This window comes from Flavobacterium sp. 5 (assembly GCF_002813295.1).
GTDB lineage: Bacteria > Bacteroidota > Bacteroidia > Flavobacteriales > Flavobacteriaceae > Flavobacterium.
Window position 1 is genome coordinate 856,160 of record NZ_PHUE01000001.1, and the last position, 18,477, is coordinate 874,636.

Annotated in this window: 19 protein-coding genes; 13 read left to right on the top strand and 6 right to left on the bottom strand. The window is 30.4% G+C overall.

Translation table 11 applies throughout. The annotated features are described in order from the left end of the window. Window positions 1-132: 132 nt before the first annotated feature. The gene (locus CLU82_RS03470; protein ID WP_100844918.1) at window positions 133-999 is read right to left on the bottom strand and encodes an alpha/beta hydrolase family protein; all 867 of its coding nucleotides are present in this window, start codon (window positions 997-999) and stop codon (window positions 133-135) included. 71 nt (window positions 1,000-1,070) lie between these two features. Next, window positions 1,071-1,943 carry an AraC family transcriptional regulator gene (locus tag CLU82_RS03475; RefSeq protein ID WP_100844919.1) on the bottom strand — a complete coding sequence of 291 codons (873 nt, stop codon included), beginning with the start codon at window positions 1,941-1,943 and terminating at the stop codon, window positions 1,071-1,073. Window positions 1,944-2,127: 184 nt separating this feature from the next. Between CLU82_RS03475 and CLU82_RS03480 the strand changes: the two genes are divergently transcribed. Further along, a complete protein-coding gene (locus CLU82_RS03480; RefSeq protein WP_100841781.1) occupies window positions 2,128-2,529 on the top strand; it encodes a DUF3244 domain-containing protein in 402 nt (133 codons plus the stop codon). Window positions 2,530-2,605: 76 nt separating this feature from the next. On the opposite strand, the gene CLU82_RS03485 is transcribed toward CLU82_RS03480, so the two are convergent. After that, window positions 2,606-6,046: a methylmalonyl-CoA mutase family protein gene (locus tag CLU82_RS03485; protein WP_100841782.1), complete on the bottom strand. Its 3,441-nt coding sequence runs from the start codon at window positions 6,044-6,046 to the stop codon at window positions 2,606-2,608. 281 nt (window positions 6,047-6,327) lie between these two features. On the opposite strand from CLU82_RS03485, the gene purU reads away from it, so the two are divergent. Together purU and CLU82_RS03495 are read left to right on the top strand one after the other, a co-directional pair. Then, entirely contained in the window at window positions 6,328-7,182 is an 855-nt protein-coding gene (purU, locus tag CLU82_RS03490; RefSeq protein ID WP_100841783.1) for a formyltetrahydrofolate deformylase, read from the top strand. A gap of 127 nt (window positions 7,183-7,309) precedes the next feature. After that, window positions 7,310-8,032 (top strand): DUF4197 domain-containing protein, encoded by a 723-nt coding sequence (locus tag CLU82_RS03495; protein WP_100844920.1) that lies wholly within the window; start codon window positions 7,310-7,312, stop codon window positions 8,030-8,032. A 239-nt stretch (window positions 8,033-8,271) separates the two neighbouring features. On the opposite strand, the gene CLU82_RS03500 is transcribed toward CLU82_RS03495, so the two are convergent. The 3 genes from CLU82_RS03500 to pyrF all read right to left on the bottom strand — a co-directional run bounded on the left by CLU82_RS03500 (window position 8,272) and on the right by pyrF (window position 10,844). Further along, window positions 8,272-9,057, bottom strand: coding sequence for an alpha/beta fold hydrolase (locus CLU82_RS03500; protein WP_100841784.1), 786 nt, complete (start codon window positions 9,055-9,057; stop codon window positions 8,272-8,274). 108 nt (window positions 9,058-9,165) lie between these two features. Next, window positions 9,166-9,960: an ABC transporter substrate-binding protein gene (locus CLU82_RS03505; protein ID WP_100841785.1), complete on the bottom strand. Its 795-nt coding sequence runs from the start codon at window positions 9,958-9,960 to the stop codon at window positions 9,166-9,168. Between the two features lie 65 nt (window positions 9,961-10,025). Beyond that, window positions 10,026-10,844, bottom strand: a complete 819-nt coding sequence (gene pyrF, locus CLU82_RS03510; protein ID WP_100841786.1) for an orotidine-5'-phosphate decarboxylase — start codon at window positions 10,842-10,844, stop codon at window positions 10,026-10,028. 197 nt (window positions 10,845-11,041) lie between these two features. Here pyrF and CLU82_RS03515 point away from each other — a divergent pair, with 197 nt between their 5' ends. The 10 genes from CLU82_RS03515 to CLU82_RS03555 all read left to right on the top strand — a co-directional run bounded on the left by CLU82_RS03515 (window position 11,042) and on the right by CLU82_RS03555 (window position 18,388). Then, window positions 11,042-11,212: a CsbD family protein gene (locus CLU82_RS03515; RefSeq protein WP_100841787.1), complete on the top strand. Its 171-nt coding sequence runs from the start codon at window positions 11,042-11,044 to the stop codon at window positions 11,210-11,212. Between the two features lie 200 nt (window positions 11,213-11,412). Then, window positions 11,413-11,979: an AraC family transcriptional regulator gene (locus CLU82_RS03520; RefSeq protein WP_100841788.1), complete on the top strand. Its 567-nt coding sequence runs from the start codon at window positions 11,413-11,415 to the stop codon at window positions 11,977-11,979. Window positions 11,980-11,982: 3 nt separating this feature from the next. Further along, entirely contained in the window at window positions 11,983-12,426 is a 444-nt protein-coding gene (locus CLU82_RS03525; protein WP_100841789.1) for a response regulator, read from the top strand. Window positions 12,427-12,531: 105 nt separating this feature from the next. After that, window positions 12,532-14,748 carry a PAS domain-containing protein gene (locus CLU82_RS03530; protein WP_100841790.1) on the top strand — a complete coding sequence of 739 codons (2,217 nt, stop codon included), beginning with the start codon at window positions 12,532-12,534 and terminating at the stop codon, window positions 14,746-14,748. 220 nt (window positions 14,749-14,968) lie between these two features. Beyond that, the gene (locus CLU82_RS03535; protein WP_100841791.1) at window positions 14,969-15,403 is read left to right on the top strand and encodes a hypothetical protein; all 435 of its coding nucleotides are present in this window, start codon (window positions 14,969-14,971) and stop codon (window positions 15,401-15,403) included. A gap of 1 nt (window position 15,404) precedes the next feature. Next, complete coding sequence (locus CLU82_RS03540) at window positions 15,405-16,376, top strand: YihY/virulence factor BrkB family protein (RefSeq protein ID WP_100841792.1); 972 nt, start codon at window positions 15,405-15,407, stop codon at window positions 16,374-16,376. Window positions 16,377-16,556: 180 nt separating this feature from the next. Then, complete coding sequence (locus tag CLU82_RS03545) at window positions 16,557-17,207, top strand: porin family protein (protein ID WP_100841793.1); 651 nt, start codon at window positions 16,557-16,559, stop codon at window positions 17,205-17,207. A gap of 25 nt (window positions 17,208-17,232) precedes the next feature. Further along, the gene (locus CLU82_RS20675; RefSeq protein WP_369828975.1) at window positions 17,233-17,421 is read left to right on the top strand and encodes a lmo0937 family membrane protein; all 189 of its coding nucleotides are present in this window, start codon (window positions 17,233-17,235) and stop codon (window positions 17,419-17,421) included. After that, a complete protein-coding gene (locus CLU82_RS03550) occupies window positions 17,411-17,659 on the top strand; it encodes a YtxH domain-containing protein (RefSeq protein WP_100841794.1) in 249 nt (82 codons plus the stop codon). Before CLU82_RS20675 ends, CLU82_RS03550 begins: the two co-directional genes overlap by 11 nt. A gap of 66 nt (window positions 17,660-17,725) precedes the next feature. Further along, window positions 17,726-18,388, top strand: coding sequence for a DUF6565 domain-containing protein (locus CLU82_RS03555; protein WP_100841795.1), 663 nt, complete (start codon window positions 17,726-17,728; stop codon window positions 18,386-18,388). The last annotated feature ends 89 nt before the right edge of the window (window positions 18,389-18,477 follow it).

Consider the following 18,477-nt stretch of genomic DNA (forward strand, 5'->3'; position numbering starts at 1 on the left):
ATTTATTTAGATTTCATTCAAAAAGATCAATCGTTATCGTTTGAAAGAAGACACCAATATCTATAATTTATAACTCAAAAAAAGCTAAGAAATTATATATCAATCAATAAAAACCCAAATTGGAACATTTTTTTAATTGTTCAAAACTCCATTACTTTTCAAAACTTTACTAAAAAACAATAACTGATACGGCAGTGCATTTTCCCAATATTCCCAAGTATGAGCTCCTGGTCGCTCAGTATAATCATGAGGAACTTTACTATAAACTAGCCTTCTATGTAACTCTCTATTGGGTTCAATAAGAAAATCATCGACACCACAATCGATAATTAATGCTAATTTATTGGCTTTAATTTTATCAACCATTCCCATTACTGCATTTTGCGCATATAAATCCGGGTTGGTACTTTGATCTCCAAAAACAGGCTGCATTAATTTTATAACTTGATCATTTGGCTCTCTACCTAACATTGTTCCCATATCCACAGCTCCACTCATACTTCCAGCAGCACAAAACAACTCTGGGTGTTTAGCCGAAAGAGACAAAGCACCATGACCTCCCATAGAAAGTCCTGCAATAACGCGTCCTTTTTTATCATTAATAGTTCGGTAGGTTTTATCAATCTTCTGGATTACTTCTGAAGTAATATAGGTTTCAAACTGACTGCCTTTATTTACTGGGCTATCGAGATAAAAACTAAACGTTTCTCCTTCCGGCATTACAATTATAATATTATATTGATCTGCTAAATTCTTAACTGTATTTTTATTAGGGGTATTGGACAACCAATCCGAGAAATGTCCATAAGCACCGTGTAAAAGATATAGTACTGGATAAGCCGTTTTTCCTTTGGCATAGGAATTTGGCAAAACGATTGCCGCTTTATAGGTTTTATTCATAGCAACACTAGGAATTTGCAAAGTATCAACCGTCGAAGCGAAAGACAAAATAGTATTGCCAAATAAAAACGCAATACAGACAACAAGTAATTTTTTCATATCATTCATATATAGTGATGAATTGTAAATATACAATTTCCATGAAAAAAAACTTAGTAAGTTTTTACAAACTACTCAATAAGTGATTTTAACTCATGTCTATATTGTGACGCACTTTTACCTGTAAAAGCCTTAAATGATTTATTGAAATGACTAAAATTATTAAATCCGCTTTCGAAACTAATTTCAGTAATACTTTTATTGTTTTCGGATAAAAGCTTTGATGCATGAACCAAACGATAGTCATTTACAAAAGTGGTAAATGTTTTATTGGTAATTTTTTTAAAATACCTACAAAACGAAGGAGTTGTCATACTTACCATGCTAGAAACAGTATCTAACTGAATTGGTTCTTGGAAATTATCTTTCACATAGTTAAAAACCACATTAATTCTATCATTATCCTGAACTTGTAACTCAAGAGCAAAACCATCTGCATTCAAAATAGTGTATTCGTTATTTACCTCTAAGTCATTCAAAATCCTAATCATTCGTAATAATCGATCAAAATTAGATCGATTTTCCATCTCTTCTATTATTGGGCCAATCATTTTTATGGTTTCTTTACCAAATGCAATTCCTCCTTTTGCTTTCTGAAAAAGCTGTTGAATGTTTTTTAATTCTGGAGCATTCAAAAAATCACTTCCTAAAAAATCAGCTGGCATTTGGATTACGATTTCATTCTTATTACCAGTTTCCTCATTTGTAAATCCACAATGAGGCAAGTTACTACCAATAAGTACTAAATCGCCATCCGAATAATAGGATATATGACTTCCTATTTGTCTTTTCCCTGATCCACCATTTACAAAAACCAATTCAATTTCGGGATGGTAATGCCATAAATCAGATTTACAATTAGCATTTTCAACATATCTTGAAAAAGTAAAAGAGCTACCAAAAGTTGGCGTAATAATTTCGAGCGTAGGATTCATTTTTTTCATTAGACCCATTTTTAAAACTACTCAAATTTACCACAAAACTATCTTATATTATCAAAAATTAACATACAACGTTTTCGTAAAGTTAAAATAGCATATATATTAGAAAATTCTGTTGTACTACGAATCCAACTAACATTCTACATTTGTAATAGAAATTTTAATACTAAATAAAAAAACAAAACATATGAAAACGATCTTAAAACTTAGTCTAGTAGTATTAGTTGCAATGACAACAATGAGTACTTATGCAATCAACGGTGATTTTTTACTAAATGTAAGAACAGTAAATGGAAAAGAAATTAGCTTTGCTATAAATCAACTTCAAAGAGCGAATGTGACCATTACAGATAAATTCCATACTGTTATCTACAGTGAAGTAGTAACTGGAAAAGATGGTATTTATAAAACATACAGTTTAGAAGAATTTCCAGAAGGAACTTACTTTTTGGAAGTAGAAACTAATTCTAAAAAAGTAACTCATGAAATTGTAGTTACAAGAGAAGTTTCAACTTTATCAAGAAAATCAGTAGCTGAAGTGCAAAAAGCTGATTTAAAACTAAAAGAACAAAATCTTGCTATCAAATAGTAATTTATTTTAAACTTACTAATTCAAAAAAACAGCTCCAAAATGGAGCTGTTTTTTTGAATTAGTAAGTTTAAAACTACATATTTCTTCTATACTGACCACCAACTTCAAACAAAGCTTCGGTAATTTGTCCCAAAGAACAAACTTTAGTCGCTTCCATCAAATGTTCAAATAGATTATCCCCTTTAATTGCAGCTTCTTGAAGTATGTCTAAATGTTCTTTTACCGAAACAGCATGACATTGATGTAAATTATCAAGCATCTTAATTTGGTACTGTTTTTCCTCTTCGGTTGCACGAATTACTTCCGCTGGAATTACTGTTGGAGAACCTTTAGAACTCAAGAACGTATTTACACCTACAATTGGAAATTCACCAGTGTGTTTCAAAGTTTCGTAATACAAACTTTCCTCTTGAATTTTAGAACGTTGATACATTGTTTCCATAGCACCGAGTACGCCACCACGCTCTGTAATTCTATCAAATTCCTGTAAAACAGCAGCTTCAACTAAGTCTGTTAATTCTTCGATTATGAATGAACCTTGAATCGGATTTTCATTTTTGGCAAGACCTAATTCTTTATTAATAATCAACTGGATAGCCATTGCTCTTCGCACTGACTCTTCTGTTGGTGTTGTAATCGCTTCGTCATAAGCATTGGTATGCAATGAATTACAGTTGTCATAAATAGCATACAAAGCTTGCAAAGTGGTACGAATATCATTGAAATCAATTTCCTGTGCATGTAAAGAACGTCCAGAAGTCTGAATATGATATTTTAACATTTGAGCACGTTCATTGGCACCATATTTATTTTTCATAGCCTTCGCCCAAATTTTTCTAGCTACACGACCAATTACTGCGTATTCTGGATCGACGCCATTAGAGAAAAAGAATGATAAATTAGGTCCAAAATCATTAATATCCATTCCACGGCTCAAATAGTATTCTACATACGTAAAACCATTAGAAAGTGTGAAAGCTAATTGTGTGATTGGATTCGCTCCTGCTTCGGCAATATGATAACCCGAAATAGATACCGAATAAAAGTTTCTAACATTTTGGCTAATAAAATATTCCTGAACATCTCCCATCAAACGCAAAGCAAATTCAGTAGAAAAAATACAAGTATTCTGAGCTTGATCTTCTTTTAGAATATCGGCCTGAACTGTTCCTCTGACTTTTTTAAGCGTTTTGGCTTTTATTTTTTCATATACATCCAAAGGCAATACCTGATCACCTGTTACTCCTAAAAGAAACAATCCTAATCCATTATTACCTTCAGGTAAATCTCCTTGATAATGTGGGCGTTCTACACCTTTTTCTTTGTAGATTTTATTAATAATCTCAGCAACCTCAACTTCTAAATTATTCTCTGTGATATAATGTTCACACTGCTGGTCGATAGCTGCATTCATAAAAAAACCAAGCAGCATTGGAGCTGGACCGTTTATGGTCATACTCACAGATGTCATAGCATGAACTAAATCAAATCCTGAATACAATTTTTTAGCATCATCCAAACAACAGATAGAAACTCCTGCATTCCCTATTTTTCCATAAATATCTGGTCTAATATGTGGGTCATTTCCATACAAAGTAACACTGTCAAAGGCTGTAGAAAGTCTCTTAGCTGGTAATCCTGCGCTTACATAATGAAAACGTTTGTTCGTTCTTTCAGGCCCACCTTCACCAGCAAACATTCGAGACGGATCTTCTCCATCACGTTTAAATGGATACAAACCTGATGCAAAAGGAAACTCCCCAGGAACATTCTCCTGCAAACACCATCGCAAAATATCACCCCAAGCATTATACTTAGGCATTGCTACTTTAGGAATTTGAGAATGTGATAACGATTCCGTATGCGTAGCCATTTTTATTTCCTTGTCACGAACTTTAAAAGTATATACTGGATTTTTGTATTTATTGACTTTTTCATCCCAAGTCAAAATCATTTCCCAGTTGTAGGGATCCAAATCCATTTTTACTTTATCAAATTGATTCAATAAAAGATTAATAAAAATTTTATTATCATCGTGTTCTTTCAAAGCACTTGGAACCACTGAATCATCATCAATTCCTGCTTTGTTAATAGTTGGAACTTTTCCAGAAACACTTTCCAGTGTTTTAAAAATTCCGTATAATTTTTGAGCTACTTGCTCCTGACTTAAAGCAATAATATCATATTTTCTATTATTTTCGGCTATCTCAGATAAATAGCGTGTTCTATGAGGCGGAATCACATAAATCTTCTCACTCATTTCACGAGTGATTTCAAAAGTCGATTTCAAATCTGAATCTGTTTTCTCAACTATTTTGTCCATAATTGATTTATACAACGTATTCATCCCTGGATCATTGAATTGAGAAGCAATAGTTCCGAAAACTGGCATGTTTTCTGGGTTTACATCCCAAAGATTGTGATTGCGTTGGTATTGTTTTTTCACATCTCGAATAGCATCCAAAGCACCACGTTTGTCGAATTTATTCAAAGCTACCAAATCAGCAAAATCAAGCATGTCAATTTTTTCCAATTGAGTTGCAGCTCCAAATTCTGGTGTCATCACATATAAAGAAACGTCTGAATGATCCATAATCTCTGTATCCGATTGACCAATACCCGAAGTTTCCAGAATTATAATATCGTATTTAGCTGCCTTTAAAACCTCAATAGCTTCGGCAACATATTTTGACAATGCCAAATTAGATTGACGCGTTGCCAATGATCGCATGTATACTCTAGGATTATTAATCGCATTCATACGAATTCTATCTCCTAATAGTGCTCCACCCGTTTTACGTTTGGAAGGATCAACCGAAATTAATCCAATAGTTTTTTCTGGAAAATCAATTAAAAAACGACGTACTAATTCGTCTACCAAAGATGATTTTCCAGCTCCACCCGTTCCTGTAATTCCAAGAACTGGAATTTTTGATGTTTTATTTTTTTCGTGAATACTATCAAAGAATGGTTTCGCTATTTCTGGAAAATTCTCGGCGGCCGAAATTAAACGTGCAATAGCTGTTGGCACTTTATCTTCTATTAGGTCTAATTCATTGGTCAATTTATCACCAATAGGAAAATCCGATTGTTGAACCAAATCATTAATCATTCCTTGTAATCCCATGGCACGCCCATCATCTGGAGCATATATCCTAGTAATACCGTAGTTTTGCAATTCAGCTATTTCAGATGGCAGAATTACGCCTCCACCTCCGCCAAAGATCTTAATATGGCTTGCTCCCTTTTCCTGAAGCAAATCATACATGTATTTAAAATATTCATTGTGCCCTCCTTGATAAGATGTCATCGCAATGGCATTAGCATCTTCCTGAATGGCGGTATTAACCACTTCTTCTACACTTCTATCATGACCCAAGTGAATTACTTCAACCCCTGTGGACTGAATAATTCTTCTCATTATGTTTATTGCAGCATCGTGTCCATCAAAGAGTGATGCGGCAGTTACAATTCGAACTTTATTTACGGGTACGTACGGTTTTACTAATTCCATTTTATGAATATGATAATTTAACGGTGCAATTTACACAAATTTTAAAATAAATATCAATAAAAACAATATAAAACACAAAATATGATAATGATGTTTTTTCTTAAGAAAACAAGTCTGTTTTCATAAAAAATTGGTATTTTCGAGCTTTAACATTAACAAAAAGGAAAAACTAAGAATAGTTAAAAATAGAGCTTTATAGCCCGGAAAAGAAACGTTTTCTAACAATATTCCAGTACAATATAGCGACTCTAATTACTATTCTTTTTGAAAATTTAAAACAAATGCAAAGAATTACCATACTTATCCATTGTGAAGATAAAAAAGCAATCGTTGCCTCAGTAACTAATTATATTGCTTCGATTGATGGAAACATTATCTACCTAGACCAACACGTTGACGCTGACGAAAATGTATTTTTTATGCGTTTAGAATGTGAGTTTAGTAAACTTAATTGGAATATTGAATCTATTAAAAGTCACTTTCAGGACAATCTCGCGACTCCTTTCAATATGACTTGGGCAATGTATCCACAAGAACAAAAACCTAAAATGGCTTTGTTTATTTCAAAATATGATCATTGTTTGTATGATATACTGGGACGCTATTGTGCTGGTGAACTTCCTCTTGAAATACCATTAATTATAAGTAATCATGAAGATTTAAAACCAGTTGCCGAGCGTTTTAATATTCCCTTTTATCATGTTCCTTTTACAAAAGACAACAAAGAAGAGGGTGAAAAAGCTCAAATTGCATTACTAAAAGAATTTGATATTGATTTTATTGTTTTGGCCCGTTATATGCAAATTATCACACCAAATTTAATATCTCTGTACAAAAATAGAATTATCAACATCCATCACTCATTCTTACCTGCATTTCCAGGTGCAAAACCATATCACTCAGCTTTCAAACGTGGAGTGAAAATTATTGGCGCTACCAGTCATTATGTTACTGAAGAATTAGACGAAGGCCCAATCATTGAACAGGACATTTCAAGAGTTTCTCACAGCCACTCGATAGAAGATTTTATTATGAAAGGACGTGACTTAGAACGTATTGTACTCGCGAGAGCTATAAAATTACATGCCGAACGAAAAACGATGGTGTATAATAATAAAACGGTTGTATTCTCTTAGAAAATACAACCTTCTTCTTTTTGCCAAAAACAATCTTTAAAGTTAAAAACATTTACATTTTTTTTAGGAAAATTTCAAACTGATAAGAGAGATGATTTATCTACATTTGAAAAAAATAAAAAACAAAATGAAAAAAACCCTACTCCTACTCCTTATTATACCTGCCATTAGTAATGCACAATTTAAAGACATATTAGCTAAAGCTAAAGAAAAAATAAATACAGTTACAAACTCGAACAGTAGCTTAGATATTGCTGCCGGATTAAAAGAAGCCCTTAATAAAGGAGTTTCTGAACAAGTATTTAAACTAACAGCCACTGATGGGTTTTATAAAAATGAAGCTGTCAAAATTGTAATGCCCGAAGAATTAGCAAAACTAGACAAAACCTTACGAAAAATGGGAATGTCAAAATTAGCAGATGAAGGCATTCTAGTTTTAAACAGAGCTGCAGAAGATGCCGTAAAAGAAGCTACACCTATTTTTGTTACAGCAATTAAGAATATAACCATAACAGACGCTAAAAGTATTTTACTAGGGAATGACAATGCTGCAACGGTTTATTTGCAATCGGCGACTACAACCTCACTTTATGCTAAATTTAATCCTGTGGTTCAACAATCTATTGGTAAAGTGGGTGCTGATGTAATTTGGGCTAACATTATTAAACAATACAACACTATGCCATTTGTAGCCAAAGTAAATCCTGATCTTACCGATTATGTAACCCAAAAAGCATTAGACGGAGTTTTCAAAATGATTACTGTTGAAGAAAAAAACATTAGAACTGATATTAATGCAAGAACATCGAATGTTTTAAAGAAAGTATTTGCATTACAGGACAAAAAATAAAAACCAATAAAAATCAGACAGTTAAGTATTTAAAAAATCAGAATTTTAATATGTTAAAATTAAAATGCAAAACTTAACTTTTGAAGATTAACTAATAACAATTCCTTAACAGCAAAACATAAACATTATACTGATCTTTGCAATGTAATAAACTGGTTATTTATTATTTTGGTTTTGGTTAGTTATAAAATTGCCTGCATCTCTAGGATGCGGGCATTTTTTGTTTAGGATATTATCAATTACTGAGCTGTATGTATAAAAGAAAGAACTGCAGTATTGAAAGCATTAGGCTGTTCTACATTTACTACATGTCCACAATTTTCGATTACAAATAATTGAGATGATTTATAATGACTTTCTACTACTTTACGAACAGCCGGAAGAAACATATAATCTTCTTCACCCATAACATAAAGTGTTGGAATATTTAATTCTACTTGTCTAAACCACTTTAGTACAGGATTTATCTCTGCTGTAAGTTTAAACCATTTTATAAATTCTTTTTGGTACAATTTCTTAGCTTCTGTTATAAAAAGCGATCGAGATTGCTTGTGACTTTTTTTAGGCATTATCACAAAAGCAAAAAACTTGTATAAAACCAAATATGGCAATACATATTTAAAAGTATTCCCTAAACGCATTAATATCTGAGAACGAAAATTCATTTTTAAGATAGCTCCACCAAGAATCATGCTCTGTACTCTATCCGGATACATTTCTGCCAATTGTCTAATTAGAATGGTTCCTAATGAAATTCCAACAAAATGTGATTTTTTAATTTTCAGATAATCCAAAACTTCAAGAATATCATGAGCTAAAGCCGAAAATGTATATTTTTGTTTAAAAGCTGTTTTCAAAGTTGTCTTAGATTCTCCGTGACCTCTTAAATCCAATAACAAAACATTGTAGTTTTTTTTAAAATCTCTAATTTGTTTGAACCAAATAGACGAACTTCCTCCTGCACCATGCACAAATGTTACCCATTGCTCGCTATTCTCGTTCTTATATATTGTGTAATTAATCACTTATGTCTTTTTTGTTGCACAAATATAGTTCTTTTCCAACGTTCCCAAACATCATATTTTGTGACTTCTTAGACTATCACAATCAAGAACAATCTTGTTATTCCCTTTTTAAATGCTTTTATGCAAATATCTAAAATAATCCAAAGCCTTTATCAACCTACTTCCATACCAAGAAAACATTTCGCCGTCTACCAAAATAGCTTTTGCATTAAGAGAGTCTTTTATAATTTCATAACCATCTTCTGCTTTAAAAGGAAAGGGTTCTGAAGAGAGCAAGACCAAATCCAAACTTGCATCTTTACTCATTTTTTCGAGTTCAATTTCGGGATATCTTTCTTGAGAAGCATAATGATTTTGAAAATGATTTAGCTTTAATAATTCATCAATAAAAGTCCCTGATCCAGCCACCATATAAGGGTTTTTCCAAATAAAATAAGCGACTTTTTTTACAGGAAGATCTTTAATGAAATTTTCAAAATTACTCAAGGCAAAAGCTAATTTATCATTCCATTTTCTAGCTTCAATCCTTCGATTGAAGAGTTGTCCAAAGTCAGCAATCATTTGAAAATTATCTTCTATAGTAAAAATATCAGTAACCCAAACTGGACAAACCTTTCGTAATTCATCTACAATCTCTTGAGTATTCTCTTCTTTATTGCAAATAATAATATCAGGTTCAAGCGCTAGAATTTTATCGTAATTGACTTTCTTGGTTCCTCCGACTATTTTTTTAGTCGATTTAAGATGATAAGGATGCACACAAAACTTGGTGATTCCAACTATATTCTCTTCCAGACCCAAATCACATAGTAATTCAGTTTGAGAAGGCACAAGAGAAACAATTCGCTGGGGCGAAGTTTCAAAAGAATGTGTTGTTCCTAGTTGATCAGTTAATATTTTCAAGTATTGAATATTTGTTTAAAGTCTAATGTTTAAAGTTGTACAAGATTAGACTTTAAACATTAAAATTATGCCTGTAACATAATCAATTCCATTTCCTTTTGCATTTTCAAAGCTTCGATTCTAGCAACTTCGGCATAATCAGTTCCGTTGGAAGCATAAATTATAGCACGAGAAGAGTTGATTAACAATCCTATGTTATCATTCATTCCGTATTTACAAACTTCCGAAAGACTTCCTCCTTGAGCACCAACGCCTGGAACAAGCAAGAAACTATCGGGTACAATTTTACGGATTTCTGTAAAATATTCAGCTTTGGTAGCACCCACGACATACATTAGGTTTTCAGAATTCTTCCAAGTTTTGGATGTTTCCAATACGTGTTTGTACAATTCTTTACCATCAACTTGTAGCGTCTGAAAATCAAAAGCTCCTTCATTTGATGTCAAAGCCAATAATATAGCGTGTTTATTTTCAAAAGCTAAAAATGGTTCAACTGAGTCTTTCCCCATGTATGGAGCAATTGTTACACTATCAAAATTTAAATCTTCGAAAAAAGCTTTGGCATACATGGAAGATGTATTTCCAATATCACCTCTTTTAGCATCAGCAATAGTGAAAATTTCAGGATGCTTCTCGTTGATATAATTGATAGTCTTTTGTAATGAAGTCCATCCTTTTAACCCATAGGCTTCAAAAAATGCAATATTAGGTTTATAGGCCACAGCAAGATCATGAGTAGCATCAATAATAGCTTTATTGAATTCGAAAATTGGATCTTCTAATTCTAATAAATGTTGTGGAATTTTATTCAAATCTACATCTAATCCTACGCATAGAAAAGATTTTTTAATTTTGATTTGATCGCAAAGTTGTTGTGTTGTCATGTGAAATTTTGTTGTGGTGGCAAATTTACAAACTTGAATCTAAAAAACTTGAAATTTTACAACATTCCTAAGCAATTGTGTAAGAGGTTTTGTGATGACCAGTCCTAAATTTGTAAACAACATCAATAAGATGATTCAAAAAAATGAATATTAATAAAAAAACACATCGTTATTAATACTACAGAAATCAAAGGAAATTGGAACGAAATTGGAACGAAATTAAAGGAAAACTGAAGCAAAAATATGCAGACCTTACAGATGACGATTTATTGTATGAAGAAGGAAAAGAGGATGAATTGTATGGTAAAATTCAAAAAAGAATTGGTAAATCAAAAGACGAAATTACCAAATGGATTGCTGAATTATAATTCGAAAAAACAAAAACTGCCTGTGATGATTTATAATTTATCAATCACGAAATTATAAATCATCACAGGCAGTTCCTTTAAAATATAATAAAACGTAACAATTTTAAAATAAATTTCACGTTCATTAATAAAGCAATTACATATCAAAAAACGATATTTCAGACTATTTTTTAGTACTTTAGTAAAAAATAATTTCGATTATGAGAATATTCATAAAATTTGATTTCAATACTGTTTGTAAAAAAATCCTAGAAGAAAAACTGGATGAATGTCAAATAAAACATAGAATTTTAGGTTTTGGAGAAGTTGAATTTCTAGAAAAAGTATCAATTGAAAAACTAGATTCATTCAGCAATTCACTTTATCCATATGGAATTGAAATAGTTGAAAATCAAAAAACAATTTTAATTCAAAAAATTAAAGATGCTATAGTTGATTTGGTTTTTAATGAGGACAGTAGTATCAATGTAAAAAGTTCCGTTTATTTATCAGAAAAGCTAAACCATTCTTATGGTTATTTATCCAATCTTTTTTCTGAAGTAACTTATACTTCTATTGAAAATTTTATCATTATTCAAAAAATTGAACATACAAAACAATTAATTATTAACGGTCAGCTATCATTAACAGAAATAGCTTTTAAACTAAATTATTCCAGTGTTGCTCATTTAAGTTCACAATTTAAAAACACAACTGGTATAACGCCTTCTGCCTTTCAAAGAATTATAACTAAACGAAGGGAAATTGCCACCAAAAATAAAAACTAACACATGCACGATTCTATACTTATCACACTAGCAGACGACGATGAAGACGATAGATTGTTTTTCACAGATGCTTTTGAAGAATTAAAAATCAATACAATTGTCAACACGGTAAATAACGGAAGAGAATTATTAAACTTTTTAAATCATCCTGAAACCATTTTACCAAACATTGTTTTTTTAGATTTAAATATGCCTATTCTAAACGGAATTGAATGCTTGAAAGAAATAAAATTAAATGACAAGTTTAATGACATTGTTATAGCAATATATTCTACCTCATCATCAGATCAAGATGTGGAAGATACATTTGTTTTGGGTGCCAATATTTACATTAAAAAACCAAGTCATTTTGATGATTTAAAAAAAATATTAACAAATATTGTCACTGTCAATTGGCAATATCACACTAGTGGTTTAAACAAAGATAATTTTTTACTTCGATTATAATCCAATTATAATTTCATGAAATGAACATGACCTAAAATTGGTCGTAAATATGAATGTAGATATGCAAATTACATATGACCAATAAAAAATAATTATTATCTACATATGAAATACATCAGAAATAAGTCTTCCATTTATCACAAAATTATATTTACAATAAGTCTTTTTATACTATTTTTTATTAGCGTACTTACTGTAAAACACATCAAAAATATTTCAAATTCTACAAAACTACTCATGCATACGTATGAAGTAAATCTGGAATTGGAACATTTATACTCCAATATAAAGGATTCTGAAAACGACATGAGAGGTTATATAATCTCAAAAGACAATATTTATTTAATCCTTTATAAAATCGATATAAAAAATATAAACAAGTCTTTTTCAATAGTTAAAAAACTAACTAAAAACAATGTTAATCAACAAGAAAATTTAGAATCATTATATAAAATAGTCAACAAAAGATCAGAACACATAGCCAAATATTCGAATCTAGACAAAAATATTGATTTCTTAAAAAACTATGATTTCAAAAAGAATTTCAAAGAAAGTAGTAATCTTTTAATTGACATTAGAATCAAATTAAATGACATGGTTCACAATGAACAGTCAAATTTAACTCTACAAAATTCTTTATATGACAAGCAAATATATTTTACTCCAATCATCACATTAGGAATACTTTTTACAACCCTTTTACTTCTAATTTTTACATATTATAAAACTACAAAAGACATAGATAAAGTTCAGGCTGCAAATGTTAAATTGAATAAGTCTCAATTTTTAAGTTATCAAGCAGAAATCATTTCGGAGTTTGGTACCTGGGAATGGAATTTTAACTCTAGTGAAATAATCTATTCCGATAATTTATATCGAATATTGGGAGTTGAACCTAAATCTTTTGAAGCAAACCAAGATAATTTCATGAAGTTTGTACATCCAGAAGATGTAGAAATAGTAAATACGATTTTCGAAAATATTATTGTAGACGAAAATTTACAACATACTCACTTTAGAATTATTAGACCCGACAACACCATTCGTATGCTTCGTTCTGTTGGAAAATTGTTTACTGACAATCTGGGAAATAAAACAATTCTAGGAGTAACAAATGATATTACAGATGAGCATGCTAAAAATGAACTATTAAAAAGCAATTATGATGATTTACTTAAGGTTAATAACCAACTAAAAATATTTGATGAATCAAGCAAACAATCAGAAATTCTTGGAAAATATGGTAGTTGGATCCTAAACTTCAACACCTTGAAAATCAATTATTCAGACAATAGATACAGATTATTAGGTTATGAACCTCAAGAATTTGAACCATCTATAGATAATTTATTTAGCTATGTTCATCCAGAAGATAAGAAAACAGTTGACAAAGCATTTAAAAAGGCTATGATTTCAATGGAGCTCCCTTCTATAAACTACAGAGTAATTACTAAAGATGGGAGAATTAGAAATTTTAGAACTATTGCAAAATCATATATTGATTTAAGTGGCACACAAAATATGATTGGAACCACTCGAGATGTTACCGAAGATTATAATAAAAGCTTACAATTAAAACAGCGAAATATAGAATTACAAAAACATGTAAAAGAATTAAATGATTTCAACCAAGTAGCCAGTCACGATTTACAAGAACCTTTACGGAAAATTCAAACTTTTATTTCTCGAATTAATGAGAAAGAAAAAGAAAACATCACTGATATTGGTAAAGAATATTTATCAAGAATGGAAATAGCTTCCGAAAGAATGCGCGTATTAATCAATGATTTACTACAATATTCTAAAGCAAACAGATCTGAAAACAATCTTGTAAAAACAAATTTAAATGAAACATTAAGAGATAGTTTAGCCGAATTATCTCAAAATATAGAAGATAAAAAAGCTGTAATTAATTATACTGAGCTACCTACAATTAATGCTATTCCTTTTCAAATGCAACAGCTTTTCTCTAACTTATTGAGTAATTCATTAAAATATTCAAAAACAAATACAGTCCCAATAATTAGTATTGATTACTCTGAAATTACAGCAAAAACAGAAGTTGTTTTAAACGATAAAAGCACTAAAAAATATTATAAAATAAATTTCACAGACAATGGGATAGGTTTTGAGCAAGAATTTTCTAAAAAAATATTCCTACTGTTCAACCGTCTTCATGGCAAGACTGAATACCATGGAACTGGTGTAGGACTGGCCATTTGCGAAAAAATAGTAGAAAACCATAAAGGTTTAATTTTTGCAAATAGTAAACCAAATGAAGGAGCAATATTTACTATTTATTTTCCTGTTCCTATTTCATAGGAATAGGAAAATAAATTTTATGTGGAAATGATATAAGACTGAATATAAATTATATAATACTTTTTTACTTATTCATGTAGAACTTTGTAACAAAACAAAGGCGATGAAAAAGCTAATAATCCCACAATACATTTTCTACAATTTACTCTTACTTATCACAATCATTTGTATACTATCTTGTACCTATCAAGAAAAACAATACACCGATTCTATTTATAAAATGGAATCACCAAAAGAAGATCCTATAATTGATTTTAACACCATAGATCGTTTGAATGAATCAAATCAAAAAATCATTGAGCTTTCGAGCATATCATTAAGATCAACTAAGAATTTAAAAGCACTACATCTACTTTTAAAAATAAAAATAGACAATCAAAAGATTAATTCTGATTTTAAAAAATTAACAAGCGATAATTTAATAATCATTCCTAAACTTAGTTATCAAATTGATATACATGATGACTCTATAAATAATAAAAGCTCTGGCTTATACATTATAAAAAAATTAGAAACTGAAATTAAAAATCAAATTATCGCATTTGATTGTATCGAAAAAAACACTCAAAATATTGATTTTAAAATATTTTCGATACAATCAAAGAGAAAATTGTACGCCAACAATGATGCATTAAAAACACTTTTAAGTAATTAAAATGAAATATTACAAACAATATATTATTTCATTATTTAAGGTCGTGAAAAATGCTTTCAACGGTTTCTCTGAACATAAAGTCATGAAGATGAGCGCTGCTTTGTCCTATACTACAATGTTTTCAATGGGACCATTACTCTTGGTTATTTTATTTTTATCAGATTTTTTTTGGGGAAGAGAAGCAACAGAAGGAACAATTTATAATCAAATTAAAAACTTTGTAGGTCCATCAAGTGCTGCACAGATTCAAACAATAATTGAAAATTTAGCCATATCTGACAAAGGTAATATGGCTGGATTAATAGGCGTCATAACATTATTGATAGGTGCAACATCCGTTTTTGCAGAAATTCAAGATTCAATTAACACAATATGGGGTATTAAACCTAAAAAGCAATCAGGATTTTGGCTATACATCAAAGCACGCTTACTATCATTTGGCGTAATAGGTAGCTTCGGATTTATATTATTGGTTTCATTAGGAATTTCGACGATAATGGACACATTGAGTAATCGTTTTTTTTCTCAATTTTCAAACTCCTTGTTTTATATTATTTACATCATCAATAACGCAATGACATTTACTGTTATTTCATTATTATTTGGAGCCATTTTTACTATCCTACCAGATGCTGAAATAAAATGGAGGCAAGTTCAATTAGCTTCTTTCACAACTGCTATATTATTTATGGCAGGTAAATTTTTAATTTCATTTTATATTTCGAACTCTAATATTCAAAATGTTTACGGAACAGCAGGTTCATTTGTGGTATTAATGATTTGGGTTTACTATTCCTCTGTTATACTTTATTTTGGTGCTGAGTTTGCGAAGAGTTATGCACTACAATTTTCCAGCGATATTATTCCATCAAAATTTGCAGATTTAGTTCATTTTGTAGAAATCGTTTCGGATGAGCCAACACTTCAAAAAGCAGAAAAAGAGTTCAAGGTGATTAAAGAGCAGAATCTCTAATAAAAATCGAATTTGTGATGAATAGTATTAAACTTCCTTAATTAAGGAAGTTTTTTTTTATTTCATTTCTTACAATTTTTTATAATGGTAATTATATAAAACATCAAAAATATAATGTAACATAAAACAAGGTCTTCGGTTGCAACTTTGTAATATAGAACTTAACAAAAAATAAAAAGTATGAAAAACCAAATCAAATATTTAGCCGCTATTGCTTTTACTGGGTTATCATTAGCCAATATTCAGGCACAAACAAATTCTTCAAATGAACCACAATTTGGGATAAAAGGAGGAGTTAATTTTTCTAATATATATTCTACAGAAGTTGATGACAATAATGTCCTTACTAGTTTTAATGCTGGTGTTTATGCTTCATTCCCTGTTGGTGATATCCTTTCAATACAGCCCGAAGTTTTATATAGTAGAAAAGGTGGTGAATTGACTTATGACAATGCAATCACATCAGGAAAAACACAATTTAAATTGAATTATATAGAAGTTCCTATCCTACTAAAAGTAAATATAACTGACAATTTGAATGTTCAAGCGGGTCCTTATTTTGCTTATTTAATTGATTCAAAAGTAAGTAATGATGCCAATGGAGATGCATTAGATTTTGAAGACTCCTATAGTAATGATGATTTCAACAAATTCGACGTTGGAATCTCAGGTGCTATTGGATTCGATTTTAATTCAATAGGAATTGGAGCTCGTTATAATTATGGATTTACAACTATAGGAAAAGAAAGAAACATTGCTGGCACAACATACACTATACCTGATGGAAAAAACAGTAGTTTAAGTCTGTATCTATCTTATAAATTAAATTAATCACTAATCTTTAAAAATAGAAATCATGTCAAATTTATTATACTTAATAGCAGTTGTATTGGTAATATCCTGGGCATTAGGCTTTTTTGTTTACAGTGCAGGATCTATAATACAATATTTTATTAGTAATTGCAATAATCGCAATCTTACTAAGAATAATAGACGGAAGAGGAATTTCAAAATAATATATAAAAAACAAAACTATGAGAGCTGACAAAACAATAATTGGAATTTTAGGAGGAGTTGCAGTAGGTGCATTATTAGGAGTATTATTTGCACCTGATAAAGGCCAAAATACAAGAAAAAAAATCGCAAAAAAAGGCAACGCTGTAACAGATGATTTAAAAGAGAAACTAGACAGTATAACTAATTCTTTCTCTGAAAAATACAATTCTATAGTAAGCAAAAGCGAAGAATTTATCCAAAACGAAAAGGACAAAGCTAAAGTTTAGTACTTAGAGTCTTTTCTGGTACAGAAAAAAGCATGCAAAATAATTTAACTATTAAAATATACAAAAATGAAAAATTTAAAAATAACATTCGCCTTAGTTGCAACCGTAATAGCTTTTGCATCTTGTAAAGATGAAAAACAGGAAAAAGCACAAAAGTCATTGGAAGCTTACAGTAACTATATAGATTCTGTAAGCAATATTCAACAAGAAAAAGCCATAGAAAACTGGGCTTTAATTGAAAGTGATTACTCTAGATTAAAATCGGAGGCAGAAATTTCATTATCAACGGCAACTGATAAAACAAAACTACAGGACAGCTTAAACACTGCATCTATCAAATACGAAGAATTTAAAACTAACATTTTATCTGAAAAAGAAAAATTGGATGCAACTGATTCAAAAACGGTTATTTATAAAACCTTATTTGGACCAAGTTATGTTAGTGATGATATGAAGTTTAATTGGGTAAATAAAGACAACATTTTAAGTGTCTATGATAACTTCGTAACAACAGTTCAAAAAAACAAAGATTCTTATTCTCGTGAAGATTGGGATGAAATCAAATTGGTTTATGAAGCCTTAGATTCAAGAAAAAACACTGTTGAAAAAGAAGGTTTAACGAGTCATGACAATAATAAAATTGCATTACTAAAACTTAAATTTGCACCAATGTACACCGTTAATAGAATGGGAGCAAAATCAGAAGAAAATGCTGAGGCAAAAAAATAATTCAGAGTTTCCCTCATGAATACCAAGTAATTTTATTACTTACAACCTGAGTACTATTAAAAAAAAAAAAATGAGGTCTTCGCAGACCT